Below are 26408 nucleotides of genomic sequence, written 5' to 3' on the forward strand. Positions count from 1 at the left end.
GGCGGAGCGTCCTGCGGGCTCTTGCCTGCCTTCGGCGCGGCTACTGCATCTGTTCCAGGATGCGCTGCGGGATCATGCTCACCCGCGTGGCCAGCGTCTGCGGGGTGAACTCGGGATCGATGCATTCGTCCCAGTACTCCAGGTGCTTGCGGTCGATCCAGTGCACCGAGTCGCGGACCTCGGTGCCGCCGCGGCCCTGGATGCTGTACCAGTACAGGTATTGCGCCCCGTCCAGCGTCTCGCTGAAAATCGTCTCGACGTACATCCGCTCCCCCTCCAGGGTTTCCAGAACCGCTGGCATATTGGAGTTCAGGAACTGCAGCCATTGGTCGACTCGTTCGGTTTTGCCTGGTTTCACGCGAAAACGCATCAGCTCGATGTTCATAGAACCAACGGTATGCGAGCAACGCCCGGGTCCGATGACGTGAAATCATCGAACCCGGGCGTCTGCCTTCCTGTCGCGAAGCGCCGGGCTACTCGGTAGCCAGCCCCTGGACCGGGGAGAGCTTCGCGGCACGGCGTCCCGGGGTCACCGAGGCCAGCAGCGCGGCCACGATGCTGACCACCAGCACCAGGGCCAGCTGCAGCCACGGGATCTCGTAGGACATCTCGCCGATCGCGGAGAGCGTGGCGTGGGCGCCAAGCAGTCCGTAGACCACGCCGAGCACCAGTCCCAGCAGGGCCGCCACGCCGCCGATCAGCACGGCTTCCTGGGCCAGCATGGCCCGCAGCTGCTTCTTCTTCAGGCCCAGGGCCCGCAGCAGCGAGTTCTCGCGGGTGCGTTCGAGCACCGAGAGGCTGAGCGTGTTGGCCACGCCGATCAGCGCGATCAGCACCGCCACGGCCAGCAAGGCTGACACGATGGCCAGCAGCACGTCGATCACCTGGGAGAACATGGCGTTCTCCACCACACCCCCGCTGACCATGTAGGACTCGACGTTGGCCACGTCGGCGATCTGCTCCACCAGTGCGGTGATTTCGGAGTTGGACAGGTCCGGGGCGACCTTGATCAGCACGCCGGCGTATTCGTCCGCCGCGTCCCCGGTCTTCAACGATTCCAAGGTGTCCTTGGTGACCAGGTCCTGGAACAGCGAGGCGGAGGACACCTTGACGTCCAGTTCCCTGCCGCCGACAGTCAGCTTCTTGGGCTGTTCTTCTCCACCGGTGTTGAAGCGGATGATCTGCCCGTCTTCGGGCACGATGTTCTGGTCCAGCACAACCTTGGAGAAGGTCTGCGGGTCGACACCCATCAGCGAGAACCCGCCTTCGTTGTCCCCACCCTTGGTTTCCACGGATCCTGCAAGGAAGGTCGAAGTTTCCTCGATGCCGTCCAGCGAGCCCAGCTCCCGGGCGAGGTCCTGGGTCTTGGCCTCGTTGACCGCGCGTTCATACAGGGAGACGGTCAGGTCCACCGGATACTCGCCGGCAATGGAGTTGTTCAGGCTGGCCTTGGCGGTCTGGCCGCCGACCATGATCATGGAGACCAGGGTGACGCCGATCAGCAGGGCCGTGGCGGTGGCGGTGGTGCGGCCAGGGTTGCGCACCGCGTTCAAGGCGGCGAGCTTGCCGGCCACCGAACGTCCGGCCACCAGCTTGCCGATGCCGAAGACGCTGGCCGGGACGAACAGCGAGGCGAGCATCAGGATGCCCGGGAAGGAGAGCAGCCCGCCGCCGAAGGCGATAGGCAGCGAGCCGGCGATGGCGCCCCAGGCCAGCAGGCCTCCGCCGGCCAGGGTCAGCAGGATGCCGAAGACGATGCGCAGCTTGCCGGCGCGGTTCTTCACGCTGGCGGCGTCGAACGGGCGCAGCGCCGCCAGCGGGGCGAGCTTCATGGCGCGCCGGGCCGGCAGGCTGGCGGCGATGACGGTCATCAGGATGCCGACCACCACCGGAACCACCAGTCCCGTGGTATTCAGCGCCAGCGTCGCGTAGGACATGCTCGGCACCATGACGTGCACCAGCTGGATCAGGCCGGCCATCAGTGCGACGGCCAGCGCCACCCCGAGCAGCGACGCGACCACGCCGATCACCAGGGCTTCGATCAGCACGGAGCTGCGGATCTGCTGGCGCTTGGCGCCCAGGGTGCGCAGCAGCGCCAGCTCGCGGGTGCGCTGGGCGATCACCACGTTGAACGTGTTGACCACAACCAGTCCCGTGACCACCAGGGCGACCAGGGCGAAGACCAGCAGCACGATGGTCAGCTGGTCGGTGCCGTCGGTCAGCATGGCGACATCATTGATGACCTTTTCATCCGCGGTCATCACCGACACGTCGATCATCCGGTGCTCGGCGAGGTAGGCGGCCAGCGCCTGCTGCGCGGCGGGCACCGAGTCCCTGGCATCGATCACGATGTTCTGGAACTGGGCCGATTCCCCGGCGGATTTTTCCCACGCCGATTCCTGCATGCCCACCAGCGCATAACCTGACAGCATCGGGTCCGTGCTGGTGCGCTGGATGCCCACCACCTTGACGTCCCGCGTCGCGGAGTCCGCTCCGGTCAGCCCGACGGTGTCCCCCACCGAGACCAGCATCTTCTGGGCATGCTCGTCGTCGAGGATGATTTCGTTGGAGTTCAGCGGGGCGCGGCCTTCCAGCAGTTCCATGCCGCCCAGGTTCTGCTCGGCTGATACCGGCTGCAGCATTACGCCGTAGCCGTCGTCCGCGGTGCGCAGCTCGCCGGAGACGAAGGCCGTGCCGTAGGCGGTGGAGATCTGGGGAAGCTCGCGGATCTGCTGGACCTGCTTCAGGCCCAGTTCCGTGTATTTGAAGTCAGGGTCGTCCGGGGCCAGCTCCCAGTCCTGGAAGGCGACCAGGTCCGCGTTCTTGTAGGTGTCGCCCAGCGAGTTCTTCAAGGTGGCGCGGGTCGAGGTGTTCACGGCCAGGGTGGCCGCGAGGAAGGCGGTGCCGATGGCGACCGCGAGGATCACGGCGATATAGCGCCGTGCATAGGTCTTGATGTTGGCGAGGGCTACGTGCAGCATGGACTACTCCGCCAGCGAGGCCAGGGCCTCGGTCACGGTGGCGACGGTCGGGTTTTCCAGCTGGCCCACGATGCTGCCGTCCTTCATCAGCAGCACGGTGTCCGCGTAGGAGGCGGCGGCCGGGTCGTGGGTGACCATGATGATGGTCTGCCCCATTTCGCGGGTCGAGGTGCGCATCAGCGAGAGCACCTCGGCGCCGGTGCGGGAGTCCAGGTTTCCGGTGGGCTCGTCGCCGAACACGACCTCGGGACGGGTGAGCAGTGCGCGCGCCACGGCGACGCGCTGCTGCTGTCCGCCGGAGAGCTCGTGCGGCTTGTGGCTCAGACGGTCGCGCAGGCCCAGCGCGTCGATGACGGTGTTGAACCATTCGCGGTCGTGGCTCTTGCCGGCCAGCGACAGCGGCAGCAGGATGTTGTCCTTGGCGTTGATGGTCGGGACCAGGTTGAAGGACTGGAACACGAAGCCGATCTGTTCGCGGCGCATCATGGTCAGTTCGTCGTCGTTCAGGGTCATCAGGTCGCGGCCGCCGATGATGATCTCCCCGGCGTCCGCGGTGTCCAGCCCGGCCAGGCAGTGCATCAGGGTGGACTTGCCGGAACCCGAGGGGCCCATGATGGCGGTGAAACGGGAACGGGCAAAGGCGACGTCTACTGTCCGCAGCGCTTCCACGCGGGTGCTGTCGTGTCCGTAGCTCTTGGTCAGACCTCGGGCTGAGACCGCGTATTCGGTAAGGGGCAGAGTTTCAGATGTCATGTTCCAAGACTATAAAACCCCAAGAGAAACCCGTATCGGCCGACAGGCCGGTCTTGCCGGGCCGCGGCTCATACCTGAGTATGAGCCGCGGCCGCCACCGCTGGTCCCGCGGTGGCGCATCGGGCCGTTCAGCAGTCCGGGTGGTGCTCGGTGCGCTGGTGCGATTCCGGCTCGATCTGGAAGGTCGAGTGCTCGATGCTGACCTCGAAATGCGCGGCCACGCACTGCTGCAGATTGCGCAGCAGTCCCCCGGCCGCATCCGCGTCAAACATCTCGTCCTTGACCACCACGTGCGCGGTGAGCACCGGAAGGTTGGAGGCGATCTGGCTGGCGTGCAGGTCGTGCACCGCCAACACGCCCGCTTGCCCCTCCAGGTGGGTGCGCACGGCGTTCAGGTCCAAGCCGCGCGGGGTGGATTCCAGCAGGATGTGGGTGGTTTCCTTCAGCAGGGCGACGGCGCGGGGCACGATCAGCGCGCTGATGAGCAGGGCCGCCACGGAGTCGGCGCGCATCCAGCCGGTCAGCGCGATGACCACGGCGGCCACGATGACGGCAACGGAGCCCAGGGCGTCGTTGACGACTTCCAGGAAGGCCGCGCGCATGTTCAAGTTGTGGCCGCGTCCCCCGGCGATGATCAGCATCGAGGCGATGTTCCCGGCCAGGCCGATGATGCCGAAGACCAGCAGGCCGGTGGGCTGGACCTCGGGCGGGTCGAAGAGCCGCTGGATGGCGTCCACCGCCGCGTAGATGCCCACGGCCAGCAGCAGGGCAGACTGCAGGGTGGCGGAGAGCACCTCGGCGCGGCGGAAGCCCCAGGTCCGTTTCGTGGTGGGCTTGCGCAGGATCAGGTTCGCCGCCGTCAGGGCCATCAGCAGGCCAGCGGTGTCGGTGAGCATGTGCGCGGCGTCCACCAGCAGCGCCAGCGAATTGGTAGTGATCGCCCCGATGACCTCGGCGACCAGGATGCTGGCGGTGATTCCCAGCGCCCAGGCCAGTCGGGTCCGGTTGGTCTCCGAATGGTCGTGCGAATGCCCGTGCGAATGGTCGTGGCCCATGCTGCTACGCCTCGCCGTCCGCGATCGGATGGCCTTCATGCCATCGGTGGTTCTGGTTGGCCGGCCGGCCCAGGCGCAGGGCCTGGTCCTGCACGGCGGCCAGGTCCTGGGCATGGTTCAGGGAGTACAGGCTCGCGCGGCCCTGGCTGCGGACGCTGACCAGGTCGCTGTCCTTCAGGCAGGACAGATGCGCGCTGACGGTGCTCTGGGCCAGGCCCAGATGCTCGGTGAGGTCCTTGACCTTGTGCTCGCCGGTCTTCAGGTGTTCCAGGATCAGCAGCCGCGTGGGGTCGGCCAAGGCATGGAACAGTGCCGCGAGCTGCAGGCGCTGCTGGGCCTCTTCCGTTGCATCGATCCGTGACTCTATTATCGCCATATGGCGATGATAGCATTTCCGGTCGCCGCACAACAGGGTCGCTTAATCCTGGCGTCATCCGCCAATGGCAAGATGGAGGAATGAGCAACGACCTGATCATTGGCGATGACGGGCTGGCCCGGCCGCTGTGGGCTTCGAGCAACGAGATGCTGCGCCGGTACTACGACACCGAATGGGGCATGCCGATCACCGACGAGACCGGGCTCTTCGAGCGGCTGAGCCTGGAGTGCTTCCAGTCGGGCTTATCCTGGGCGATCATCCTGTCCAAGCGCGAGGCGTTCCGCGACGCCTTCGCGCAGTTCGACCCGGAAAAGGTCGCCTTGTTTTCCGAAACGGATTTCGAGCGGCTCATCGAGGATCCCCGTATCGTGCGCAACCGCTTGAAGATCCGCGCCACGATCGCCAACGCGCAGGCGACCCTTGCCCTGCGCGACGAGGGCGGGCTGGCGCAGCTCATCTGGTCGCACCAGCCGGGGCAAACCCCCAGACCGCGCACCATGTCGGAGATTCCCACGCAGAGCGAAGAGTCCAAGCAGCTGGCCAAGGAATTGAAGAAGCGCGGCTTCAAGTTCGTGGGGCCGACCACCATGTTCGCCCTCATGGAGGCCGTGGGGATGGTCGATACCCACTTGCTCGGATCCCATCGCCGTGGCAGCTCCGGGATCTGGCCCCAGTAGGCTTTCCTCCGCCGAGGAGGCCGGGCCGATCAGACCGGGCGCCGCGCGGCGTCGGCCGCAACGGCATAAAAATGAGACCTGCCAGGGTGTGCGATCCCGGCAGGTCTCATTTTTCTGCGACTCGGCTGACTGAGCAGGTCAACCGCTTCCCTATTCCCCTTATTTCAAGCCGGCCAAGCCGACCACCAGAGCAGGATGAGCATTTCCTGGCTCGCGGTGAACTAGCCGATTCGCATCGGTCAAGTTTGCAGCTTCTCCCGACCACACACGGGAGAAGCTCTGGAATAAGCATAACCCGACGGCAGGTAATAACGTCAACCCTTAGATGCTAATTTAATAAAAATTAACTTAGGTAGCTCTAACTTCTTTGCAGCGGGGCTTCCTCGAAGATCTGGCCGACCGGGCTGCGCTTCTCGGCTTGGAAGTCGTCTTCCGCGCGGCCGAAAGCCCAGTAGGCGGAGAGCGACATGTCGCGGCGGTCCACACCGCGCTCATTGTAGAAGTAGCCGCGCAGCTTCTTGGTCACTTCGCGCTCCCCATGGGAGAAGACCTGCACCCTGCCTTCGGGCCACGGGTAGCCGCGCACCACGGACTCCAGCTTGGTGTTCTCGGGCGTGAAGGCTCCGTTGCGGTGGACCCAGCGGATCTCCACACCGGCCGGAGCCTTGAGCTCCATCTCGTCCTCGGCGGCGGAAACCTCGATGATCGCAACGCCGCGCATGTGCTCTGACATGGATTCCAGCGCGGCGGCGATGGCCGGGATGGCGGTCTCGTCGCCGACCAGGAAGTGGAAGTCGAATTCTTCCTTCGGGTAGTACAGTCCGCCGGGTCCGGAGAAGCAGACGGTGTCGCCGATCTGGGCATCGCGGGCCCATGGGCCGGCCAGCCCCTCATCTCCGTGGACCACAAAATCCACCTGGATGGTCCCCTCCTCCGCGTCGCTGTTGCGCACGGTGTAGGTGCGCCGCACCGGAAGGTCCTGCATTTCCAGCTTCCCGCGCAGCTCCTCCATGTCATAGGGAGGAGTCAGGCCGAGCTCCGGCTTGGCGAACAGGAACTTGATGTAGCGGTCGGTCACCGGCTTGTCGACGAAGGTCTCGAAGCCCGGACCGCCGAGGGTCAGGCGTACCAGGTGCGGAGCAATCTGCTCGCGCTGCATGACCTGCAGTACGGTCTGCGGACGGGCTGCGCGCCCGCCACCCTGTGGGCGTTCGGCTTGGGGATTGGCCACGGTAGCACTTCCTATCTGAATAAGACTAGATAACTCAATCCTAATTCACCCAAGCCGGGCTCACTACTTTGCGAAGGTCGGCGCCCCTTCGAATACCGCCAGCCCCCGGCGCTCGGCGTCGCTCAAGCGTTGGACACGGCCGACCGCCGGATCGAAATAGGCCAGGGTGGTGGCGGCCTTGACGCAGAGATGGTCCTCGACGGGATCGCGGAATTCATAGCAGATCTCGAAGCTGGCCGGCTTGATGTTGGCGACCCACAAATCCACGTTCACCGGGACGTTGCGGTATTCCAGCGGCCGCGCATACCGCACCCGGTGCTCGACCACCAGGATCTGCACCCCCGCGGGCACCGCGGAGAAGATGTCGGCCTTCGGTTCCATGCCCGGCGCCCCGGTACCTCCCGGCACGCCGAACCCGGCGATGCGCGCCTCTTCCATGAGCCTGATCAGGTTCACGTTGTTCACGTGCCCATAGGCATCCATGTCGCCCCAGCGCATGGGAACCTGTACCCGCAACGGTGCACCGCTCATGATTCATCCTCCTGGAATTCGGTATCAACATCGACCAGCCCCAGCCGGGCCAGCCCCTGGAGGATCCGTGCGCCGTCGGGCTCGTAGACCCAGGGGATCCCCGGAGTGCTCCGCCACAGCTCCTGGGAGCGGCCGCCGGCCAGCACCGCTTCGGACGGGGTGAGCTGGCGGATCACAATGGCCCGTACATGCTCCGGATAGCGGCGGGCGAACTCGGCGTAGATCGCCGGGTCGTGCTGGCCGTCATCCCCGATCAGCACCCAGGCGATATGGGGGAATTCCTCGGCCAGCCGGCGCAGCTGGTCGACCTTGTGCTGCTGGCCGCTGCGGAACCAGGCCCGGTCGGTCGGTCCCCAGTCGGTCAGCAGCAGCGGTCCGCGCGGGTAGAGGTTGCGCGACATGAAGCGCTGCAGCGTCTGCGCGACGTTCCACGCGCCGGTGGACAGGTAGATGGTGGGGCTGTGCGGATGCTGTTTGAGGATGTGCTGCATCATCACCGCCATGCCCGGGGTTGCCACGCGCGCGTGTTCGGAGAGCACAAAGGAGTTCCAGGCGGCCAGCAGCGGGCGTGGCAGCGCGGTGACCACCACGGTGTCGTCCACGTCGCTGATCACGCCGAAGCGCTGGTCCTCGCTGATGACCAGGATTTTCGCGCTTGCGTCATCGCCGTCGTGGGCGCGCAGCGCGACCTCGTGCCATCCGGGGTCCAAATCCACCGCGAGTTTCGCGTCGATGACCCCGCCGCGGTCCGCCTGCACTTCGAAGCGCCGGCCGGCCACCTCGATGGCGACCTTGCCGCCCGGCAGGATCGGGGACATGAAATTCCGGAAACCGCGGATGCCGTCGGCGATGACCTGCGCCTGGTGGTGGCCGTCTTCGAAGGCGCCGGGCTTGGCGAGCACAACCCGCGCGAGCACGCGGATCCAGCCGCCGGCGCTGCTGGCGTAGCCGTAACCGAGGTAGGGCAGGATGACCGGCCCCAAGCCCTTGCGCTCCGCGTTGCGGACCCTCCAGCGGTGGTAGCCGTCCTCGAACCGGGAGGCGACATGGCGCGCAACTCCGTCGCTTGCAACGTGACTCATGCTCCAAGTCTTTCATGGCTTCGGTCGGCTGCCCTGACCAATCACAATGTGTCGCAGACCTTGCAGTTTTCTACTTTACGTAGAAAGATCAGAGTATGAAATACGACCACGACAACAACCATCCGGTCCTCGTCCTGAACGAGGAGCAGTCCTGGGAACTTCTGGCTCATACCTCGCACGGTCGCGTTGCCACCTCCGTCGCAGGTGATGTCGATATCGTCCCGGTCAACTACGGGGTTCACAAGGGCAAGCTCTTCCTGCGCACCGCGCCGGGCAACAAGCTCGCTTCCATGACCATCAACGACAAGATCGCTTTCGAAGCCGACGGAATCCTCGCCGACGAGGCATGGTCAGTCGTGGTGCACGGCACCGCCGAGGTGCTCGAGCACGAGGCCGACATCCAGGAAGCCCGCGAAAGCGGCGTGAGCCCCTGGGTCCCGACGCAGAAGGACTTCTGGATCCGCATCCACGTCCGCTCGATCTCCGGTCGCCATTTCCAGCTCGGCGAGCAGCCCGAGGTCGGCCAGTAGGCTCCAGAAGTCGTTTAAGGCGCGGGACCCGCAGCACCGGTTGGCGCTGCGGGTCCTGTGTCTGCCCGAAACGGCGGACGGCTCAGCCGTTGTACGGGTAGAAGCCCTCGCCGCTCTTGCGGCCCAGCTTGCCGGCCTGGACCTTCTCCACGATCAAGGCGTGGGGCTTGTCCTCCTGGCGCCCGGTCTCGTCGAACGTGGCCTTGGCGATGAAGTCCACCACGTCCAGGCCCACCAGGTCCATCAGCTCGAATGGGCCCATCGGGTGGCCCAGCGCGGTGCGGGCGGTGGTGTCGATATCCTCGATGCTCGCCACTCCGGCCGCCGCCAGGTCCAGCGCCTCGCGGTTGATGGCGCCCATCATGCGATTGGCGATGAAGCCCGGGATCTCCTTGTTCACCAGCACCGGCTGCTTGGCCAGGCGTTTGGCGACCTCGGTGACCGCCTGCACGGTGGCGTCGCTGGTCTGCTCGTTGCGCACGACCTCCACGCACTTCATGACCAGGGCAGGATTGAAGAAGTGCATGTTGCACACCAGTTCCGGGCGTCCGCTGGCCGCGGCGATGCGCGAGGACGGCAGGGTCGAGGAGTTGGTCGCCAGGATGGCGTGGGCCGGTGCGGCCTGGCCTAGCTGGGCGAAAATCTGCTCCTTGATGTCCAAGCGCTCCACCGCGGCTTCGATGACCAGATCCGCCTGCGCGGCGGAGCTGGCGAGGTCGGTCGACTGGGTCAGCAGGCCCAGCGCCCGATCGGCCTCATCCTGGCTCAGCTTGCCCTTGGCCACGCGGGAGGCGGCCCAGCCCTCCAGCTCCGTGCGGGCGGCGGCCAGTGCCTGCGCGGAAATGTCCTGCAGGATGGTCGCGTAGCCTCCCAGCGCACAACTCATGGCGATTTGCCGTCCCATGGTCCCTGCGCCAATTACCAGAATGCGTTCGATCGTCATTGATTCCTCTATTCTCTGCTCGGGTATTGCTGCTTCACTAGCCGCGCAGGTACACCGTCGTGGTGTGCGTGTAGAACTCGCGCGCGGCGGCGCCCTGTTCCTTGGGACCGTAGCCTGAGGCCTTGGCACCGCCGAACGGAACGTGCGGGTCGGCACCCGCTGATTCCGAATTTACATGCAAAATCCCCACATCGAGAGTCTGTTGCGCGGCCAGCGCCACCGACAGGTCGCGGGTGAACAGCGCCATGCTCAGGCCGAACTCCGAGTCCTCGGCGGCTTCGAAGGCCTCCTCGGTCCCGTTCACGCGCACCACGGACAGCACCGGGGCGAAGAATTCCTCGCGCCAAGCGGTGTTCGCGCGCCCGGCCTGTCCGGCAGGCAGTTCCAGGATGGTCGGCGCCATGAAGCTTCCGCCGTTCGGCGCCTTCCCGGCGTAGGCTACGGTGGCGCCTTCGGCGATCGCCTTGTCCACCCCGGCGCGCACCGAGACCGCGGCCTTGGTGTCCACCAGCGGCCCCATGTGCACCGAAGGATCCAGCGGATCGCCGGTCACCCAGGAATCAAGGCGGCCGGAGAGCTTGGCCAGGAACTCGTCGGCGATCGACTCGTCCAGGATCAGCCGGCTGGTGGCGGTGCACTTCTGGCCCGTGGAGCGGAAGGCGCCGAACAGCACCTGCTCGCTGGCCAGGTCCAGGTCCGCGTCCGCCAGCACCACGGAGGCGTTCTTGCCGCCCATTTCCGCCTGCACCGGGATGCCGCGGGACGCGCCGGCGGCGCACAGCCGCCGGCCCACCCCGGTGGATCCCGTGAAGCTCAGTCCGTCCAGGTGCTCGTGCTCCATGATCGCGTCGCCCAGCGAGCCCGGCCCGATGACCAGGTTCAGCACGCCGGCCGGCAGGCCGGCATGGGCCAGGGCCTCCACCAGGCGCACCGCCAGCAGCGGCACCAGGCTGGCCGGCTTGAAGACCACGGTGTTGCCGAAGACCAGCGCCGGGGCGATCTTCCAGGCCGGGATGGCGATCGGGAAATTGAACGGCGTGATCACGCCGATGACGCCCAGCGGCTTATGGGTGACCATGATCTGCTCCCCGGCACGCGGGGACTGGTAGACGGTGCCGGCGGCGCGCTCGGCCTCGCCGGCGTAGTAGGTGAGGATCTGCGCGGCGCGCAGCACCTCACCCACGCCTTCGGCCCTGGTTTTGCCTTCCTCGGCGGAGAGCTGCTCGCCGAAACCGGCGGAGTTCTCCTGCAGGTAGGCGGCGGCCTTGACGAGGATCGCCCCGCGGGCGGCCATCGGCGTGGCCGCCCAGGACTTGCGCGCCGCCTCGGCGGCCTGGAACGCCTGGTCGATCTGGTCCGCGCTGGCGGCATTGCCGGAGGCCAGGACGCGGGTGGAGTCCGAGGCGCTCTGCGTGGTGATGGTGCCGCCCTCGCCCTGCACCCAGACACCGTTGATGTACTGGTCGAGCTGGGCGAGCAGGTGTGCGGAGGTCGATAGGGTCATCGAAGTATGCCTTCTCTCGTGCGGTTCGTCCGGTTTAGCGGAAGGCCGGGACGCCGGTCAGCTTGTTGCCCAGGATCAGGGTGTGGACTTCGTCGGTGCCCTCGTAGGTGCGCACGGATTCCAGGTTGTTGGCGTGACGCAGCGGCGAGTAGTCCAGGGTGATGCCGTTGCCGCCCAGGATGGTGCGCGCCTCGCGGCAGATCTCGATGGCCTCGCGGCAGTTGTTCAGCTTGCCCACGGAGATCTGGTGCAGGTCCAGGGTGCCGGCGTCCTTCTGACGCCCGATGTGCAGCGCCAGCAGGAAGCCCTTGTTGATTTCCAGGGCCATGTCCACCAGCTTCTGCTGGGTCAGCTGGTAGCCGGCCAGCGGCTTGTCGAACTGCAGCCGCTCCTGCGAGTACTTCAGCGCCACCTCGAAGGCATCGCGGGCGGCGCCCATGGAGCCCCAGATGATGCCGTAACGGGCTTCATTCAGGCAGGAGAACGGGCCCTTCAGGCCCTTGACCTCAGGCAGCACGGCCGAGCCGGGAAGGCGCACGTCGACCAGCTCGATTTCGCACTGGATCGAGGCGCGCATGGACAGCTTCGGCTCGATCGGGGTGGCCTTGTAGCCCGGGGTGCTGGTCGGGACCACGAAACCGCGGATGCCCTCGTCGGTCTGCGCCCAGATGACGGCGACCTTGGCGACGTTGGCCAGGCCGATCCAGCGCTTGGAGCCGTTGAGCACCCAGTCGTCGCCGTCGCGGCGGGCGAAGGTCTTCATGCTGGACGGGTCGGATCCTGCGGTCGGTTCGGTCAACCCGAAGCAGCCGATGGCCTCGCCGGCGGCCATCTGCGGCAGCCATTCCTGCTTCTGCTCCTCGGAGCCGTGCTTGTATATGGCGCTCATGGCCAGCGAACCCTGCACCGAGACGAAGGTGCGCAAGCCCGAGTCGCCGGCTTCCAGCTCTGCGCCGGCCAAGCCGTACTCCACGGCGGAGCGTCCGGCGCAGCCGTAGCCGTCCAGGTGCATGCCCAGCAGGCCGAGCTTGGCCATTTCCGGCACGATCTCCAGCGGGAAGACCGCGTCCTCGTACCAGCGGGCGATGTTCGGCTTGATGTTCTCATTGACGAAGCCGCGAACCGAGTCGCGCAGGGCGAGCTCTTCGCTGGTCAGCAGCGCATCGAAGTTGATCAGGTCTGCCGGGTCCAAAACGCGTTCTGCCAGTGCCATGGTGGTCTCCTTGAAGAGGTGTTGAAACGTGGGATTCGGTGCGCCACGGTCCCGTTAGACGGGACTTCGTCACACGCTGTTGAACTGCTTACCTAAGAAATTACGGAACTTTTGTGATTCGCGCCTTAGACATTCTGTACAAGAGACTGCGTTTCATCGGATACTTTTTCTATGATCACCCTTCTTCAGCTCGGCACTGCCCTGGCGACGGACCTGGAACCGGGTCCTTCGGGCCACTACAGCGCCATCCCGATTGCCGGCGTCCACGTCTCCGAGCTGGAGGATCCGACCCCGTATCTTTCCGGCGGCGAGCTGCTGCTGACCACCGGCATGATTTTCGCCCGCGGCCAGGTCGACCCGGCCGCTTACATCCAGCGGCTGCAGGAGAAATCCATCAAGGTTCTCGGAATCGGCCTGGGGCCTTCGCTGACCGCGATCCCGCCGGCCCTGGCCGCGGCCTGCGCGGAGGCAAACCTGGAGGTGGTGGTGATTCCAGACCAGGTGCCTTTCCAGAACATCTCGCGCGCCTACTGGAATCTGGCCATGCGCAGCAGCAACGCGGATTTGATGGATTCGCTCGGCACCCAGACGGCCATGGCCCGCGCGGCCATGCGCCCGGACGCGGTTCCCGCGGTGGTGCGCGGGCTGGCGCAGTCGCTGGGCGGCTGGGCGGCCTATGTGCCGCGCTTCGGCGAGGGAGAAACGGTCTGGCCGCCGTCCGCGGAGCAGTTCATGCCCAAGGTGCGCAGGGAAACCCACCGCATCGACAAGCTCGAAGCGCCCAGCACTGCGACCTTCGAAATCCTGAACCAGCCGGTAGTGCTCTATCCGGTCCTGGTCAATGCGCAGGTCTACGGGGTGCTCGCGCTCGGTCCGGGCCGGCGGTTGACCCCGGCGGACCGGCAGGTCATCACGACGGTCTGCGTGCTGCTGGCCATGCGCTCGCGCCAGCGCGAGCAACAGGCCGAATCCACTGCGGTGCTGGGCAGCGCGGTGGCCAAGCTCGCGGTGCGCGGCCAGTTGGAGGCGGCCAGGATGCTGGCCGAGGATTCAGGGCTGCCCGATGTCCCCTCGACGCTCAGGCTGCTGGCGCTGCGCGCGCAGGGCAGCATCCCGGTGTCTTTCGCCGCCGAGTCGGTCCGGGGGCTGCTGGGTCCGGAGCCCTACGACCTGGGACCGGCGCTGAAGGCCACGCCCTTCGTGTTCGAGCACGAGAACTCGCTGATCGCCCTGCTTGACGCGGCACTGGTGGCCCCGCTGACCGAGCGTCCCTTCGACGACCTGGAGGGCACCGAGTTCCAGGTGCTGGGCTTCTCCCCCGAGCACCCGGCCCGGGAACCGGAAACGGCGGCGGTGCTCTCCGCGGAAATCCAGGGCACGCAGATCCCGGCGATCTTCCAGGCGCTGCGCGCCGCCATTGCGCGGGCGCCGAAGGGCATGCTGACGCATCTGGGCTCCAGCGACGAGTCCAAGGCGTCCAACTGGGTCAAGGCGCTGCACGAGTACGCCAGGGCGGATCTCGTGGCCACGGTCACCAGCTACCTGCGCCACCGCGGCACCTGGGAGGAAGCGGCCCGGGAATTGGGGCTGCACCGCAACACGCTGCGCTACCGCATGCAGCTGGTGAATTCGCTGATCGGCGTGGATGTTGACGACCCGGACGTTTCAGCGCACCTGTGGCTTGCCCTGCGGCACGCCGAAACGCACGGATTCTAGGAACAGGTCCTAGACGGCGGCGGCGGCCCCCAGCCATCCGCGCACCACGTCATTGTGCTCGCCGAGCTTCGGCGGGGCCTGGCGCGGGGTATCCAGCGCAGGGGTCCAGGTCGCCGGATGCCGCACCTGTTCGCCAACTGCGGTGCCCTGCTCGTCCAGCACCTCGATGGTGGGCTCCAGGCCTAGCGAGGCGGCGTAGTCCAGGCCTTCGGCGATGTTTGCGACCTTGCCGGCGGGCACGCCGACCTCGGTCAGGCGGCGCTGCCAGTTGGCGCCGGTGTCGGCGCGCAGCGCCTGCTCCAGCAGCGGGATGAGCTCCTCGCGGTGCGCCACGCGCTGGGTGTTGGTGGAAAACTTCGGGTCGCCGCTCAGCTCGGGAACCCCCAGCTCGGCGCACAGCTTGACGAACTGGCCGTCGTTGCCGCAGGCCACGGCCACCGAGCCGTCCTGGCAGTCCAGCAGCTGGTACGGAACGATGGACGGGTGGGCGTTGCCCATGCGCCCGGCGATCTTGCCGGCGCCCAGGTATGCCTGGCCCTGGTTGGCCAGCGCGCCCTGCAGGCTGGAGAGCAGGTTCACCTCGATGTGGGCGCCGCGTCCGGTCTTCTGCCGGTTCTGCAGCGCGGCCAGGATCGCGATGGTGGCGTCCTTGGCGGTGAGCACGTCCACCAGCGCCACGCCGGCCTTCATCGGGTCCGCGTCCGGTTCGCCGGTGATGGACATCAGCCCGCCCAGGGCCTGCACGATGAAGTCGTACCCGGGGATCTTGGATCCGCCCGCCGACCCGAAGCCGGTGATCGAGGCGTAGATCAGCGAAGGGTTCAGCTCTGAAAGCTCCGCATAGCCCAGACCCATCTTGTCCATGCCGCCGGTGATGAAGTTCTCCACCAGCACGTCCGCCTTGGAGACCAGCTCGCGGGCGACCTCGCGGTCCTGCTCGTTGCGCAGGTCCAGTGCGATGGACTGCTTGTTGCGGTTGACCGACTCGAAGTAGGTGGCGCCGGTCGCGGAGAAGGGAGGACCCCAGCTGCGGGTGTCGTCCCCGGATTCGGGGCGTTCGACCTTGATGACCCGCGCGCCCAGGTCGGCGAGCGTCATGGTGCTCAGTGGTCCGGCGAGAACCCGGGAAAAGTCTGCGACGACGATTCCGTCCAATGGTCGAAGTCCGGTCATGATGCTCCCCTGCTCGTTGATTTCGTCCTTCTCTACCCTAGGTGTGCGCACCGTCACGGGCTTAGGCCGTTCTGCCCAAGTTCTTGTGAAGAATGCACAAAAAATCGGTGCTTTGCCGCCGCACGGCCTGCGGACACCTGCTACGGGGCGGCAGCTTCGGCGCGCAGGGCGTCGTGAATCAGCTGGGAGCTGCCCTCGTGCCCGAAGCTGAAGGAACCGGTGGCATCCATCCGGCCCAGCACTTCGGTTCCGGCCGGCGTTGATTCAAGCCGCCAGTCGGTTTCCTTGTCCATGTTGAACAGGTTGACGAACAACGCGCCGTCCGCGTGCGCCTGGAGCATCATGGTTTCCACCCAGCCGGCCTGGGTGATCCAGTCCTCGGCCTCGGCGTAGAACGGCGGGCTCTGCGGCCAGTGGAAGACCCAGGAGCCCCAGGCCTCGGCGCACTCGCCCGAGCCGGTGAAGAATGATTCGCCGCGCGAAGCCGAGGCGACTTCCGCGATGCCCCATGGCTTGCCGCCGGCCAGCTCCTTGAGCTGCGCCACCGGTGCGCCGAAGACGTCGTCATAGGACTGCCAGTTGCAATTGACGGCGGGGTCGTTGGCGTCGGCCCAGTTGAAACCATCCAACGCCAGCACATCCACGTAGTCCGCGCCCGGGTAGACCGAGGCGAAGTCGACCGGCGTCCCGTCGGGGGTCGAGCCCGCTACCAACGGGTTCCAGACCATGGCCGCATCCGGCGCCCAGCGTTGTTTGAGCTCGTACACGTGCCGGAACATCCGGACGTAGTCGGCGGCGGTATTCCCGCCGTTCACCCCGACCGACCAGGGTCGGATGGCGTCGTTCATCTCCGGTGCGAAACGCACCAGGACCGGCTGGTCCGCCGCATGCTCCTGGGCCTGCCGCAGCCAGGAGACCAGATAGGTGTCGTGGTGTCCGTCGGCGATGGCCGCCGGGCGGTAGTCCGGCTGGTCCACGCTGCGGTTCTCCCAGTCGTAGGGTTCCCAGGCGATCAGCAGGGCCGCGTCACGCCGCGCGGCTTCGGCCGCATAATCCGCCGGGAATCCGGGGTGGTTGGCGAAGTCCACGTACGTGGACAGCATCCCGTTCGAAGCCCCGAGCTCGGCTTCGTCCCCGGGCACGTCCCCGAGCTGCGCGGCGGCCCACCCGACGACCGTCCGGCAGCTGCCGGGGTCCGCGCGCCCGCTGCATCCCTGCGGCGGTTCGGCGGCCTGCGCCGGCGGAAGGGCGGCCAGGGACAGCGCCGCCGCCAGCGCGGCGGCGCCGATCCGGCGGAAACCTGGAAAGGCTGGTTGGGGCACGGCAGTTCCTTCTCCCGGGCGGCCCCACCCGCTCCGGAAGGGGTGCCGCGACTGGCGCCGGCACAGGACCGTCCCGGCGCGGATCCTAGATCGTCTTGCGCAACGGCACTTCCTTGATGCACAGGATGCAGATGAAGGCGACGGCGGCGACCGCGGCCGAGACCAGGAACACCAGCCCCGTGGCTTCGCCGTAGGCCGATTCGACCACCCCGCGCACCGCCGGCGGCATGCCCGACAGGTTCAGCGAGCCGCCGGCACCGCCCTTCGAGGTGTTCACGCCCAGCCGCTCCAGCCCCTCCGACACCAGGGTGGCGACCTGGGCGGCGAGCATGGCGCCGAGGAAGGCGACACCGGCGGAACCGCCCACCGAACGGAAGAATGCCACCGAGGAGCTGGCAGCGCCGATGTCGGTGACCTTCACGGTGTTCTGCACCGCGAGCACCAGGTTCTGCAGCATGAAGCCCATGCCCACGCCGTTCAGGAACATGCCGATGGCCAGGATCCAGTACTCGGTGTCGTGGTGCATGAAACCCAGCAGCCCCAACCCGGCGACGTTCAGCAGCGAACCGATGACCAGGTAGACCTTCCACCGCCCGTAGCGGGTGATCATCTGGCCGGAGAACACCGAGCCGAAGTAGTTTCCCGCGATCATCGGCAGCGTCATCAGCCCGGCTTGGGTGGGGGTGGCTTCCCGGGCGATCTGGAAGTACTGCCCGATGAATGCGCCGCTGCCGAACATGCCCACGCCGATCGAGACGGAGGCGAGGATCGCCAACGAGGTGGTGCGGGTGGCGATGATCTTCAGCGGAATGATCGGTTCCACGACGCGGGATTCAACCAGCAGCAGCGCCGCGGTCAGCACCGCGACCGCGCCGAGCATGGTGTAGGTCTGCCAGGAGTTGAAGGCGAAGTACTCGTCCTTGCCCACATAGGACACCCAGATCAGCAGCGTCGAGACCGCCACGGTCAGCAGCAGCGCGCCGCCCCAGTCGATGCGCACCGTGCGTTTCTGGTGGTTCAGGTGGAGGGTTTTCTGGATCAGGATCAGGGACAGCACGCTGATCGGAATGCCGAAGAAGAAGCACCAGCGCCAGCCCAGCGGCGAGTCGACGATGAACCCGCCCAGCAGCGGCCCGGTCGCAGTGGACACCGCCATGACGGCGCCGAAGTACCCGGAGTAGCGCCCGCGTTCGCGCGGGGCGATGACCGTGCCGATCACCGCCATGCCCATGGCGGTCAGCCCGCCCATGCCGATCCCCTGGACCACGCGGGCGGCCAGCAGCACCGGAATGGACCACGCCATCCCGGCCAGGAACGACCCGAGAATGAAAATCAGGATGCCGACCTGCAGCAATTTCTTCTTGTTGAACAGATCCGCCATCTTGCCCCAGATCGGGGTGGTGGCCGCGTTGGCCAGCAAGGTGGTGGACAGCACCCAGTTGAAGTCGGTCTGCGACCCGCCGAGCTTGTCCATGATGGTGGGCAGCGCGATGGCGACGATGGTGGCGGCGAGCATCGCCGCGAAGAACGAGGCCAGCACGCCGGCGATGGAGCGCAGCACCTCGCGCTGCGTCATCTGCGGGGTGTCGGCGGCCGTCTCAGTCAGGTCGGTCGGCGTCGCGGCGCCCTGGGGCGGATTAGTCATCGGGGTCGGTTCGTGGCTCTTCGGCCTGCAGCTCGCGATGCTCGTGGATGCCCTGGATCATCGAGTTGTTCAGTTCGCCCAGCGCGTCGGCGACCAGGGCCAACCGGTCGACGTCCCAGTCGGGCAGCAGCGGCCGCAGGCGTTCGATGCGCAGCTGCGCCCTGGCTTCGAGCCGGTCGCTGCCGGCCTCGGTGACCCACAGGACCTGGCGGCGGGCATCGAGGTCGCTGGGCCGCTTGTCCACCAGTCCTGCCTGCTCCAGTTCGGCCAGATGCCGGCTCATCGCCGCGGTGCCGATGCCCAGGTGGCTGGCCAGGTCGGCCGCGTGCGTCGGCTGGCGCATGTCCAGGGTCTTGAGCACGTGGTGCGAGGCGTTGGAGACCTCGGGATCGGTCTGGTCCAGGTGCGAGAAGGAGCGCAGCAGCCGCGAGGTTCGGGCCAGCTCGTCCAGCAGGCGTCCCAGCAGCTCGGTTGAAGCCTCATTCACTGGCCACTGCACAATATATCGCCTGCCTATCTTTAGGGTTCCACTCAACTGTAAGTTGAGATAGTTGCCTAGGTCAACGTTTTGCGGGTCTCACTCCCGATAGGCTGGAGTCGTGATTGATCTTTCCGAAGCGCATCTGGAATCCACCGCCGCGACCCTGCGAAGCGCCGCCTTGGCTGCCGGACGGCAGGCAGCCGACCTGCTGCGCGGAGCCTTCCGCGGCGGCGTGCGGGCGGAGGAAAAAACCAACACCCACGACCTGGTCACCACGATCGACCGGCAGAGCCAGGAGCTGATCACCCGCTCGCTGCGCGCCGCGGTTCCCGGTTCCTGGGTACTGGGCGAGGAACAGGTCGAGGCGGAGGCGGGCTCCGCCGCCCCGGGCACCGTGCAGTGGATCGTGGATCCGATCGACGGCACCAGCAATTTCGTGCACGGCATCGCCTTCTTCTGCGTTTCCATCGCCGCCGCCATCGACGACCGGCTGGTCGCCGCGGCCGTCATCGACCCGGTCTCCGGCGACGAATTCAGCGCCGATTTGGCCCATGCCTACCTCAATGGGCACATCCTCAGCCCGACCGCGCGCCCGGAGCAGGCCCGCGCGAACCTGATGACCGACTACCCCGGCGCCGAATCGCTGGTGGCCGACGGCCCGCTGGCCCTCGAACTGCTGGGCGGGTGGATCCATGATTTCGCGACGGTGCGGCGCAAGGTGTCCGCCGCGCTGGCGCTGGCGCACGTGGCGGCCGGCTGGTGCGATGCGACCATCGGGTTCGACACCAAGGTATGGGATGTGGCCGCCGGGGCGCATCTGGTGCGCATGGCCGGCGGCAGCTACACGGGGCTCGGCTATGGAACGCAGTTCGCCGCCGACCACCTGTGCCCTGGATTCATCGCCCAGGGACCGGGGGCCGACTACCCTTCGCTGTCGCAGGCGGCGCAGCGGATGCACGCGCGGCGCAGCGCCCGGTCCGCAATATAATCTGACAATTCCAAAGATCTTGGGCCAAACCCTCGGAATTCGAGATTCCCGGTCGTAGGATACGAGTATGGAACCACTATTCCACCGGAACGCACACTCCGCCGTGCGTCATCACGGAGGCGGAGGGGTGATCCTGGGAGGGATCGGAGTGATGATTCTCTTCGGTACTTTCGCAGTGATGTTGGCAACCCAGACTCAAACGCAGGACTGGGTGCCACTGCTCATAGGCGTCAGCTTGGGCTTCTCAACGATGATGTTCGGCATCGTCTACCATTTCACGCACTGAGCATCAATACCAGAACACCAGCAACAACGCAGCCAGGGGGCGGCACCCGCACAGGTGCCGCCCCCTGGCTGCGCCGGCGACCTAGAAGTGGGTCGGGGCGAACATCTTCAGCAGCGTCTTGACCACCACGACGTTCGGGCCCTGCGCCGCGAAGGATTCGCGCAGCGCCTGCCCGACGTCCTGCGGCTGCACCTCGCGGGCGGGGACACCGAAGGAGCGGGCCAGCGCGACAAAGTCCGGACGGGCCAGCTCCGTGGCGGTGGCCTTGCCGAAGGCCCCTTCCATGTATTCGCGCAGGATGCCGTAGCCGCCGTCATCCACGATCAGCCAGGTCACCGGGGCCTCGTGCTGCTTGGCGGTGGCCAGCTCCGCGATGGAGTACATGGCCGAGCCGTCGCCGCTGACCGCCAGCACCCGCTCGCCCAGGCCGATGGCCCCGCCGATGGCCGCCGGGAAACCGAAACCCAGCCCGCCGGCGCCCTGCGCCGAGTGGAACTGGCCCTCGCGGGAGTCCCAGCAGCTCCAGCCCCAGTAGGCGGAAATCGTCATGTCCCAGAAGGTCTGCATGGCCGCCGGGACCGCCTCGCGGATGTCCGCCATGAAGCGGCGTTCCAGGCCCAGGTCCTGGGCGTCGAGCCGCGCTGCGACCTTGCCCAGGGTCTCGGCCACCACCTCTTGCGGGCCGCGCCCGTGCCAGTCGGCGCGGGCGGTGAAGCCTTCCCGGTGCAGCTGCGCGTTCAGGAAATCCAGCGCCGCCCCGGCATCCGCGCGGATGCCCAGGGCCGGGGTGTTGGATTCCAGCACCCGCGGTTCCGCGTCGATCTGGATCAGCCGGCCGCGCGGGGCCAGGGTGAAGTAGTTGCTGGACACCTCGCCCAGCGAGGAGCCGATAACCACCAGCACGTCAGCGTCTTCAAGGACCTCGGAAACATAGCGGTCTTCCACCCAGGACTGCAGCGAGAGCTCGTGCTCCCAGGGGAAGGCGCCGTTGCCGCCGGGGGTGCACAGCACCGGGGCTTGCAGCGTCCGGGCCGCGTCCAGCAGCTGGGCCTGCGCCTTGGCGCGGCGCACGCCGCCGCCGGCCACGATCACCGGCCGCTTGGCCTCGGACAGCCAGCGCACGGCTTCGCGGATCAGCTCCACGCGCGGCGGGTGGTCATAGGCCTCGGCCAGGGCGTCCTGCACCGGCGGCACCATGACCGGGGCCAGCAGCACGTCCTGCGGAACTTCGACCCACACCGGGCCCATGGGCACGGTCACGGCCCGGGCCCAGGCGTCCTGGATGGCCGAGGGGATGCCTGAGGCGTGGTGGACGGTCTGCTGGAATTTGGTGACATTCGCGGCGGAGGCCTTTTGGTCGTCGAGCTGGTGCAGCATGCCCTTGCGGCGCGCGCCCAGTCCGTCCAGCGGGATCTGGCTGGCGATCACGACCATCGGCACGCCGGTGGCATAGGCCTCCTGCAGCCCGGCCAGGGAAGTCAGCGCTCCGGGACCGGTGGACAGGAAGAGCACCCCGACTTCATCGGTGGCCCGCGAGTAGCCGTCGGCCGCAAAGGCGGAGTTGTTCTCCACCCGCGAGGAGATGAACTGCAGCGTGGAGCGGGACAGCGCGTCGAACAGGCCCAGGGCGTGCTGCCCGGGGATGCCGAAGACGGTTTTGGCGCCCAGCGCGGTGAGGGTCTCGATGACCAGGTCGCCGCCGTTGCGCTGCGCGGCGCGCTTCACGGTGTCCTGCGCCGCGTCCTGCATGCCGGTCATCGGGCATTCACCCCTTCACGGCTGCGGAAGTCGCTGATCAGGGAAATCAGGTCGTAGGTGACGTGGCTCGCGGCCACGCCGGTCATCTCCGCGTGGTCGTAGGCCGGGGAGACCTCCACGATGTCCGCGCCGACGATGTTCAGCCCGCGCAGCCCGCGCAGGATTTCCAGCAGTTCGCGGCTGGTGATGCCGCCGGCTTCCGGGGTGCCGGTGCCCGGGGCGTGGGCCGGATCCAGCACGTCGATGTCCACCGAGATGTACAGCGGGCGGTTGCCGATGCGCACGCGCAGCTTGTCCACGATCTCGCGCACGCCCTGGTAGTAGACATCCGAGCTGGTCACGATGCCGAAGCCGAAGCGCTTGTCGTCCTCCAAGTCCTTCTTGCCGTACAGCGGGCCGCGGGTGCCGACGTGGCAGATGGCCTCGGTATCGAGGATGCCTTCCTCCACCGCGCGGCGGAAGGGGGTTCCGTGGGTGTATTCGGCGCCGAAGTAGGTATCCCAGGTATCCAGGTGCGCGTCGAAGTGCAGCATCGCCACCGGGGCGCCGGCGCGCCGGGCGGCCGCGCGCAGCAGCGGCAGCGCGATGGTGTGGTCGCCGCCCAGGGTCACCAGGGTGGCGCCGTCGGCGGTCAACTCCAGGGCCTCGTGCTCGATGGTCTCGATGGCCTCGTGGATGTTGAACGGGTTCACCGCCATGTCCCCCGCGTCGGCGACCTGGCTCTGCGCGAACGGCGAGGAGTCGGTGGCCGGGTTGTAGGGGCGGATCAGGCGCGAGGATTCGCGCACGTGGTTGGCGCCGAAGCGGGCGCCGGGACGGTAGGACACCCCGGTGTCGAAGGGCACGCCGACGATCTTGATATCGGCCTGCTGCACCTGGTCCAGGCGGGGCAGGCGGGCGTAGGTGCCGAAGCCTGCATAACGCGGAATCTGGGCCGCGTTGATGGGGCCCAGGTTGCCGTTCTCTTCAATCCTGATTTCCTTCATGGGAGCATCCTTCCGACAACCCGGACCAGTCCGCAACTAGTTGTCTAATACGAAACTTCAGTTTCCTATTATGCTATTTTGCGATCTGCGCCACGTCAAGGTGCGGGCCGCCGCGGAGCCGGGAATTCCCGAAGCCGCCCGGCGCAAAACAAAGGGACCGGTTCCGCCGCCCCGATCGGGGCGGCGGAACCGGTCCGCAACAGCGGCAGGCGGTTAGCCGGCCAGCTCGATGATGTTCTGCGCGAGCACCTCAAGCCCGTCGCGCAGCAGCGCCTCGCCGATGACCAGCGGAGGCAGCAGGCGCAGCACATTCCCATGGGTGCCGCAGGTCAGGGTCAGCACGCCCCGGGCGTGGCAGGCCTTGGAAACGGCGGCGGCGAGCTCCGGGCGCGGAGCCAGGGTGACGCGGTCCGCGAACTCCACGGCCAGCATGGCGCCGCGGCCGCGGACCTGGGCCACCACATCGGTGGATTCCAGCAGCGGTTCCAGCACCTCGCGGGCCACTCGCTCGATCAGCCGGGCGTTCTCCAGCAAGCTGCCGTCCTCGAACTGCTCGAAGACCGCCAGCGCCGCCTCGCAGGCCAGCGGGTTGCCCGCGTAGGTGCCGCCCAGGCCGCCTGCATGCGGGGCGTTGAGCAGCTCGGTGCGCCCGGTGACCGCGGACAGCGGCACGCCATTGGCCAGCGCCTTGGCGGTGAGGATCAAATCGCCGGCAACCCCTTCGTGCTCCGAGGCGAACAGCGTGCCGGTGCGGCCCATGCCCGCCTGGATCTCGTCGATGACCAGCACGATGCCGTACTTGTCGGCCAGCTGGCGCAGGCCCGGGATGAAGCCGGCCATCGGGACGATGAAGCCGCCCTCGCCCTGGATCGGTTCGATCACCATGGCGGCGAAGCTGGCCGGGTCGTGCTCCACGAGCGTGGCCTCGACGGAAGCCAGCGCGGCCTCGACGCCGCCGTCGACGGCGGGACGCAGCGGGTTGGCCGACGCGGCGCGGATGACATGCTCCGGCATCGGGCCGAAGTTCAGCTTGTAGGGGTTGACCTTGGCGGTCATGCCCATGGTCAGCAGCGAGCGGCCGTGGTAGGCCTCGTCGAAGACCAGCACGTTGGCGCGGCCGGTGGCGGCGCGGGCGATCTTGACCGCGTTCTCCACGGCTTCGGCGCCGGTGGAGAACAGCGCGGTGCGCTTGTCGAAGTCGCCCGGGGTGTTGCGGTTCAGCCAGTCGCAGACCTGGGTGAAGGATTCGTATTCGGTGACCATGAAGCAGGTGTGGGTGAAGGCTTCCAGCTGCTTGGCCACGCGCTGCGCCACGCGGCGGTTGGAAGCGCCCAGCGAGGTCACGGCGATGCCGGAGGCGAAGTCGATCAGGCGGTTGCCGTCGACGTCCTCGATGATGCCGCCGTCGGCACGGGAGACGAAGACCGGCAGGGTGATGCCCAGGCCGCTGCTCACCTGCTGCACACGTTCTTCGTGGAGCTGGATGGAGCGCGGCCCCGGGATGGCGGTAGCCAGGTGGCGGGTCTGGGTCAGCGTTTCGGCGTCGCGCGCCGCAAGAGTTTCGGTCATGCTTCCAACGATAGAAATCCATGTGACACGCGTCATTAGTTCTTACGTCCAAAGAGCAGTTAAAGATTGGATAATTTACCCATGATCACTCTGTTGCAGTTGGGGGCTGAGCTTGGCGACGAGTTCTTCCCCGCCGATTCGCCCACTTTCAGCGCCTCACCGGTCACCGGTGTGCACATTTCCGAGCTGGAGGATCCCACCACCTATCTTGAGGGCGGCGAACTGCTGCTGACCACCGGCATGCCCTTCGGCCATTCGGCCACCGCTTCGCTGGCCTACATGCAGCGGCTGCGGGACAAGGAAGTCCGGGCGCTGGGCCTGGGGCTCGGCCCGTGGCTGGATGAGGTTCCACAGCATGTGATCGATGCCTGCCGGCAGACCGGGGTGGAACTGGGCATCGTCCCGGACGGGGCGCCCTTCCAAAACGTGTCGCGGGCCTATTGGCGGCTGTCGGCCAGGGACGACACGGTGAACCTGATGAGCTCGCTGGGCACCCAGACCGCGCTGGCGCGGGCGGCGATCCGCTCCGATGCCATCAACGCGGTGGTGCGCGGGCTGGCGCAGGCGCTGGGCGGCTGGGCCGCTTTCCTCCCGGACGACCCGCAGCCGGCCACGGTCTACCCGGCCTCCGCCCAGGGTTTCGTGCCGATGCTGCGCCAGGAGTCGCTGCGCTTCCCGCGCACCGGCATGCCCTCGGCGTCCACCTTCGGGATCAACGGCCAGGCCGTGGTGCTGTACCCGATCTTGGCCGGGACCCGGATCCACGGATTCCTCGGCGTCGGCTCCGGGCGCACGCTGACCAAGGCCGACCGGCAGATCATCATGACGGTGTGCATGCTGCTGTCGCTGCGCGCCCGCCAGCGCGAGCTGATGGTCAGCACGAATGCGGCCCTGGGCGGAGCCACCGCCAAGCTGTTGCTGCACGGGCAGCCGGAATCCGCCCGGCTGGTCGCGGAGGAAGCCGGAATGGACGAGCTTCCCTCCCGCGTCAGGGTTTTGGCGCTGTCCCTGGATGACGAGACCGAGGTCCGCACCGTGATCCAGGCGCTGGGCGCGCTGCCAGCAGGCGCCGCGTTGCCGCCGGTGGCCGAGGCGGCCGCACGCTGCCAGCTGCGCTTCGCGGACGACGGGGTGCTCTACCTGCTGCTGGACGAGGCGCAGCTGGGCAAGACCTCCGCCGCCGCTCCGGGGCAGGACCCGGAGCCCAGCGCCGGGGACACCGCCCGGAACCTGCGCGCGGTGCTCTCGGCCCCGCTCACGCTGGCCGAGCTGCCGGCCAACCTTCCGGCGCTGCGCCAGAACCTGTCCGGGGCACCGGCCGGGGAGCTGTCCGATGCGGGGGCGGACTTCGATGCCAGCGCGCAGACCTGGGTGGAGGCGCTGGCAGCGTACACCCGGGCCGATCTGCTTTCGGCCGTCACCCAGTACCTGCGGCATCGCGGGCATTGGGAAGATGCCTCGCGGGCGCTGGGCATCCACCGCAATTCGCTGCGCCACCGCATCACCGTGGCCGGGGACCTGCTGGGCATCGATCTGGACGACCCGGACGTCTCGGCCTCGCTCTGGCTTGCCCTGCGCCGCAACCAGGGATAGGCCGGCCGCCGGGCC

The 26408-nt window shown here is 67.3% G+C and carries 24 protein-coding genes; 6 read left to right on the forward strand and 18 right to left on the reverse strand.

The window, feature by feature from the left end; genetic code table 11:
* Window positions 1–40: 40 nt before the first annotated feature.
* The 5 genes from IEY43_RS13180 to IEY43_RS13200 all read right to left on the reverse strand — a co-directional run bounded on the left by IEY43_RS13180 (window position 41) and on the right by IEY43_RS13200 (window position 5165).
* On the reverse strand, window positions 41–385 hold the full coding sequence (locus tag IEY43_RS13180; RefSeq protein ID WP_188949039.1) for a DUF6176 family protein: 345 nt from the start codon (window positions 383–385) through the stop codon (window positions 41–43).
* Between the two features lie 88 nt (window positions 386–473).
* Window positions 474–2981 (reverse strand): ABC transporter permease, encoded by a 2508-nt coding sequence (locus IEY43_RS13185; RefSeq protein WP_188949040.1) that lies wholly within the window; start codon window positions 2979–2981, stop codon window positions 474–476.
* Between the two features lie 3 nt (window positions 2982–2984).
* Entirely contained in the window at window positions 2985–3734 is a 750-nt protein-coding gene (locus tag IEY43_RS13190; RefSeq protein WP_188949041.1) for an ABC transporter ATP-binding protein, read from the reverse strand.
* A gap of 128 nt (window positions 3735–3862) precedes the next feature.
* Window positions 3863–4789 (reverse strand): cation diffusion facilitator family transporter, encoded by a 927-nt coding sequence (locus IEY43_RS13195; protein ID WP_188949042.1) that lies wholly within the window; start codon window positions 4787–4789, stop codon window positions 3863–3865.
* Between the two features lie 4 nt (window positions 4790–4793).
* The gene (locus tag IEY43_RS13200; RefSeq protein WP_188949043.1) at window positions 4794–5165 is read right to left on the reverse strand and encodes an ArsR/SmtB family transcription factor; all 372 of its coding nucleotides are present in this window, start codon (window positions 5163–5165) and stop codon (window positions 4794–4796) included.
* Window positions 5166–5245: 80 nt separating this feature from the next.
* Here IEY43_RS13200 and IEY43_RS13205 point away from each other — a divergent pair, with 80 nt between their 5' ends.
* Entirely contained in the window at window positions 5246–5842 is a 597-nt protein-coding gene (locus IEY43_RS13205) for a DNA-3-methyladenine glycosylase I (RefSeq protein ID WP_188949044.1), read from the forward strand.
* Window positions 5843–6200: 358 nt separating this feature from the next.
* Here IEY43_RS13205 and IEY43_RS13210 read toward each other — a convergent pair whose 3' ends face one another.
* The 3 genes from IEY43_RS13210 to IEY43_RS13220 all read right to left on the reverse strand — a co-directional run bounded on the left by IEY43_RS13210 (window position 6201) and on the right by IEY43_RS13220 (window position 8686).
* Complete coding sequence (locus IEY43_RS13210) at window positions 6201–7073, reverse strand: siderophore-interacting protein (RefSeq protein ID WP_308425065.1); 873 nt, start codon at window positions 7071–7073, stop codon at window positions 6201–6203.
* 63 nt (window positions 7074–7136) lie between these two features.
* Window positions 7137–7604: an acyl-CoA thioesterase gene (locus tag IEY43_RS13215; protein ID WP_188949045.1), complete on the reverse strand. Its 468-nt coding sequence runs from the start codon at window positions 7602–7604 to the stop codon at window positions 7137–7139.
* Window positions 7601–8686, reverse strand: a complete 1086-nt coding sequence (locus IEY43_RS13220) for an App1 family protein phosphatidate phosphatase (RefSeq protein ID WP_188949046.1) — start codon at window positions 8684–8686, stop codon at window positions 7601–7603. The genes IEY43_RS13215 and IEY43_RS13220 overlap by 4 nt, the downstream gene beginning before the upstream one ends.
* 95 nt (window positions 8687–8781) lie before the next feature.
* Between IEY43_RS13220 and IEY43_RS13225 the strand changes: the two genes are divergently transcribed.
* Entirely contained in the window at window positions 8782–9216 is a 435-nt protein-coding gene (locus IEY43_RS13225; protein WP_188949047.1) for a pyridoxamine 5'-phosphate oxidase family protein, read from the forward strand.
* A gap of 82 nt (window positions 9217–9298) precedes the next feature.
* Here the strand turns inward: IEY43_RS13225 and IEY43_RS13230 are convergent, their stop codons facing one another.
* From IEY43_RS13230 to IEY43_RS13240, 3 genes are read right to left on the reverse strand one after another with little or no spacing between them, the layout of a single operon-like run.
* Window positions 9299–10159, reverse strand: a complete 861-nt coding sequence (locus IEY43_RS13230) for a 3-hydroxyacyl-CoA dehydrogenase family protein (protein WP_188949048.1) — start codon at window positions 10157–10159, stop codon at window positions 9299–9301.
* Window positions 10160–10196: 37 nt separating this feature from the next.
* Window positions 10197–11663 carry an aldehyde dehydrogenase family protein gene (locus tag IEY43_RS13235; RefSeq protein ID WP_188949049.1) on the reverse strand — a complete coding sequence of 489 codons (1467 nt, stop codon included), beginning with the start codon at window positions 11661–11663 and terminating at the stop codon, window positions 10197–10199.
* Window positions 11664–11697: 34 nt separating this feature from the next.
* Window positions 11698–12876 carry an acyl-CoA dehydrogenase family protein gene (locus IEY43_RS13240; RefSeq protein WP_188949050.1) on the reverse strand — a complete coding sequence of 393 codons (1179 nt, stop codon included), beginning with the start codon at window positions 12874–12876 and terminating at the stop codon, window positions 11698–11700.
* 171 nt (window positions 12877–13047) lie between these two features.
* Between IEY43_RS13240 and IEY43_RS13245 the strand changes: the two genes are divergently transcribed.
* Window positions 13048–14592 (forward strand): helix-turn-helix domain-containing protein, encoded by a 1545-nt coding sequence (locus tag IEY43_RS13245; RefSeq protein WP_188949051.1) that lies wholly within the window; start codon window positions 13048–13050, stop codon window positions 14590–14592.
* Window positions 14593–14601: 9 nt separating this feature from the next.
* Here the strand turns inward: IEY43_RS13245 and IEY43_RS13250 are convergent, their stop codons facing one another.
* From IEY43_RS13250 to IEY43_RS13265, 4 genes are all read right to left on the reverse strand, one after another.
* The gene (locus IEY43_RS13250; protein WP_188949052.1) at window positions 14602–15765 is read right to left on the reverse strand and encodes a CaiB/BaiF CoA transferase family protein; all 1164 of its coding nucleotides are present in this window, start codon (window positions 15763–15765) and stop codon (window positions 14602–14604) included.
* 140 nt (window positions 15766–15905) lie between these two features.
* A complete protein-coding gene (locus IEY43_RS13255) occupies window positions 15906–17087 on the reverse strand; it encodes a glycosyl hydrolase (RefSeq protein ID WP_188949053.1) in 1182 nt (393 codons plus the stop codon).
* 85 nt (window positions 17088–17172) lie between these two features.
* Window positions 17173–18732, reverse strand: a complete 1560-nt coding sequence (locus IEY43_RS13260) for an MFS transporter (RefSeq protein WP_188949054.1) — start codon at window positions 18730–18732, stop codon at window positions 17173–17175.
* A complete protein-coding gene (locus IEY43_RS13265) occupies window positions 18725–19219 on the reverse strand; it encodes a MarR family winged helix-turn-helix transcriptional regulator (RefSeq protein WP_188949055.1) in 495 nt (164 codons plus the stop codon). Before IEY43_RS13265 ends, IEY43_RS13260 begins: the two co-directional genes overlap by 8 nt.
* Window positions 19220–19331: 112 nt before the next feature.
* Between IEY43_RS13265 and IEY43_RS13270 the strand changes: the two genes are divergently transcribed.
* Window positions 19332–20201 (forward strand): inositol monophosphatase family protein, encoded by an 870-nt coding sequence (locus IEY43_RS13270; RefSeq protein ID WP_229777402.1) that lies wholly within the window; start codon window positions 19332–19334, stop codon window positions 20199–20201.
* A gap of 67 nt (window positions 20202–20268) precedes the next feature.
* On the forward strand, window positions 20269–20487 hold the full coding sequence (locus IEY43_RS13275; protein WP_188949056.1) for a hypothetical protein: 219 nt from the start codon (window positions 20269–20271) through the stop codon (window positions 20485–20487).
* Window positions 20488–20568: 81 nt separating this feature from the next.
* Here the strand turns inward: IEY43_RS13275 and IEY43_RS13280 are convergent, their stop codons facing one another.
* The 3 genes from IEY43_RS13280 to IEY43_RS13290 all read right to left on the reverse strand — a co-directional run bounded on the left by IEY43_RS13280 (window position 20569) and on the right by IEY43_RS13290 (window position 24800).
* On the reverse strand, window positions 20569–22245 hold the full coding sequence (locus tag IEY43_RS13280; protein WP_188949057.1) for a thiamine pyrophosphate-binding protein: 1677 nt from the start codon (window positions 22243–22245) through the stop codon (window positions 20569–20571).
* A complete protein-coding gene (gene speB / locus IEY43_RS13285; RefSeq protein WP_188949058.1) occupies window positions 22242–23231 on the reverse strand; it encodes an agmatinase in 990 nt (329 codons plus the stop codon). The genes IEY43_RS13280 and speB overlap by 4 nt, the downstream gene beginning before the upstream one ends.
* Window positions 23232–23444: 213 nt before the next feature.
* Entirely contained in the window at window positions 23445–24800 is a 1356-nt protein-coding gene (locus tag IEY43_RS13290) for an aminotransferase class III-fold pyridoxal phosphate-dependent enzyme (protein WP_188949059.1), read from the reverse strand.
* 81 nt (window positions 24801–24881) lie between these two features.
* Between IEY43_RS13290 and IEY43_RS13295 the strand changes: the two genes are divergently transcribed.
* Entirely contained in the window at window positions 24882–26393 is a 1512-nt protein-coding gene (locus tag IEY43_RS13295; protein WP_188949060.1) for a PucR family transcriptional regulator, read from the forward strand.
* The last annotated feature ends 15 nt before the right edge of the window (window positions 26394–26408 follow it).

The organism is Glutamicibacter protophormiae (genome assembly GCF_014647495.1).
Classification (GTDB): Bacteria; Actinomycetota; Actinomycetes; order Actinomycetales; family Micrococcaceae; genus Glutamicibacter; species Glutamicibacter protophormiae.

Coding starts and splice junctions, on each gene's coding strand:
- IEY43_RS13180 (WP_188949039.1), bottom strand. CDS start 385: ATGAACATCGAGCTGATGCGTTTTCGCGTGAAACCAGGCAAAACCGAA.
- IEY43_RS13185 (WP_188949040.1), bottom strand. CDS start 2,981: ATGCTGCACGTAGCCCTCGCCAACATCAAGACCTATGCACGGCGCTAT.
- IEY43_RS13190 (WP_188949041.1), bottom strand. CDS start 3,734: ATGACATCTGAAACTCTGCCCCTTACCGAATACGCGGTCTCAGCCCGA.
- IEY43_RS13195 (WP_188949042.1), bottom strand. CDS start 4,789: ATGGGCCACGACCATTCGCACGGGCATTCGCACGACCATTCGGAGACC.
- IEY43_RS13200 (WP_188949043.1), bottom strand. CDS start 5,165: ATGGCGATAATAGAGTCACGGATCGATGCAACGGAAGAGGCCCAGCAG.
- IEY43_RS13205 (WP_188949044.1), top strand. CDS start 5,246: ATGAGCAACGACCTGATCATTGGCGATGACGGGCTGGCCCGGCCGCTG.
- IEY43_RS13215 (WP_188949045.1), bottom strand. CDS start 7,604: ATGAGCGGTGCACCGTTGCGGGTACAGGTTCCCATGCGCTGGGGCGAC.
- IEY43_RS13220 (WP_188949046.1), bottom strand. CDS start 8,686: ATGAGTCACGTTGCAAGCGACGGAGTTGCGCGCCATGTCGCCTCCCGG.
- IEY43_RS13225 (WP_188949047.1), top strand. CDS start 8,782: ATGAAATACGACCACGACAACAACCATCCGGTCCTCGTCCTGAACGAG.
- IEY43_RS13230 (WP_188949048.1), bottom strand. CDS start 10,159: ATGACGATCGAACGCATTCTGGTAATTGGCGCAGGGACCATGGGACGG.
- IEY43_RS13235 (WP_188949049.1), bottom strand. CDS start 11,663: ATGACCCTATCGACCTCCGCACACCTGCTCGCCCAGCTCGACCAGTAC.
- IEY43_RS13240 (WP_188949050.1), bottom strand. CDS start 12,876: ATGGCACTGGCAGAACGCGTTTTGGACCCGGCAGACCTGATCAACTTC.
- IEY43_RS13245 (WP_188949051.1), top strand. CDS start 13,048: ATGATCACCCTTCTTCAGCTCGGCACTGCCCTGGCGACGGACCTGGAA.
- IEY43_RS13250 (WP_188949052.1), bottom strand. CDS start 15,765: ATGACCGGACTTCGACCATTGGACGGAATCGTCGTCGCAGACTTTTCC.
- IEY43_RS13260 (WP_188949054.1), bottom strand. CDS start 18,732: ATGACTAATCCGCCCCAGGGCGCCGCGACGCCGACCGACCTGACTGAG.
- IEY43_RS13275 (WP_188949056.1), top strand. CDS start 20,269: ATGGAACCACTATTCCACCGGAACGCACACTCCGCCGTGCGTCATCAC.
- IEY43_RS13280 (WP_188949057.1), bottom strand. CDS start 22,245: ATGACCGGCATGCAGGACGCGGCGCAGGACACCGTGAAGCGCGCCGCG.
- speB (WP_188949058.1), bottom strand. CDS start 23,231: ATGAAGGAAATCAGGATTGAAGAGAACGGCAACCTGGGCCCCATCAAC.
- IEY43_RS13290 (WP_188949059.1), bottom strand. CDS start 24,800: ATGACCGAAACTCTTGCGGCGCGCGACGCCGAAACGCTGACCCAGACC.
- IEY43_RS13295 (WP_188949060.1), top strand. CDS start 24,882: ATGATCACTCTGTTGCAGTTGGGGGCTGAGCTTGGCGACGAGTTCTTC.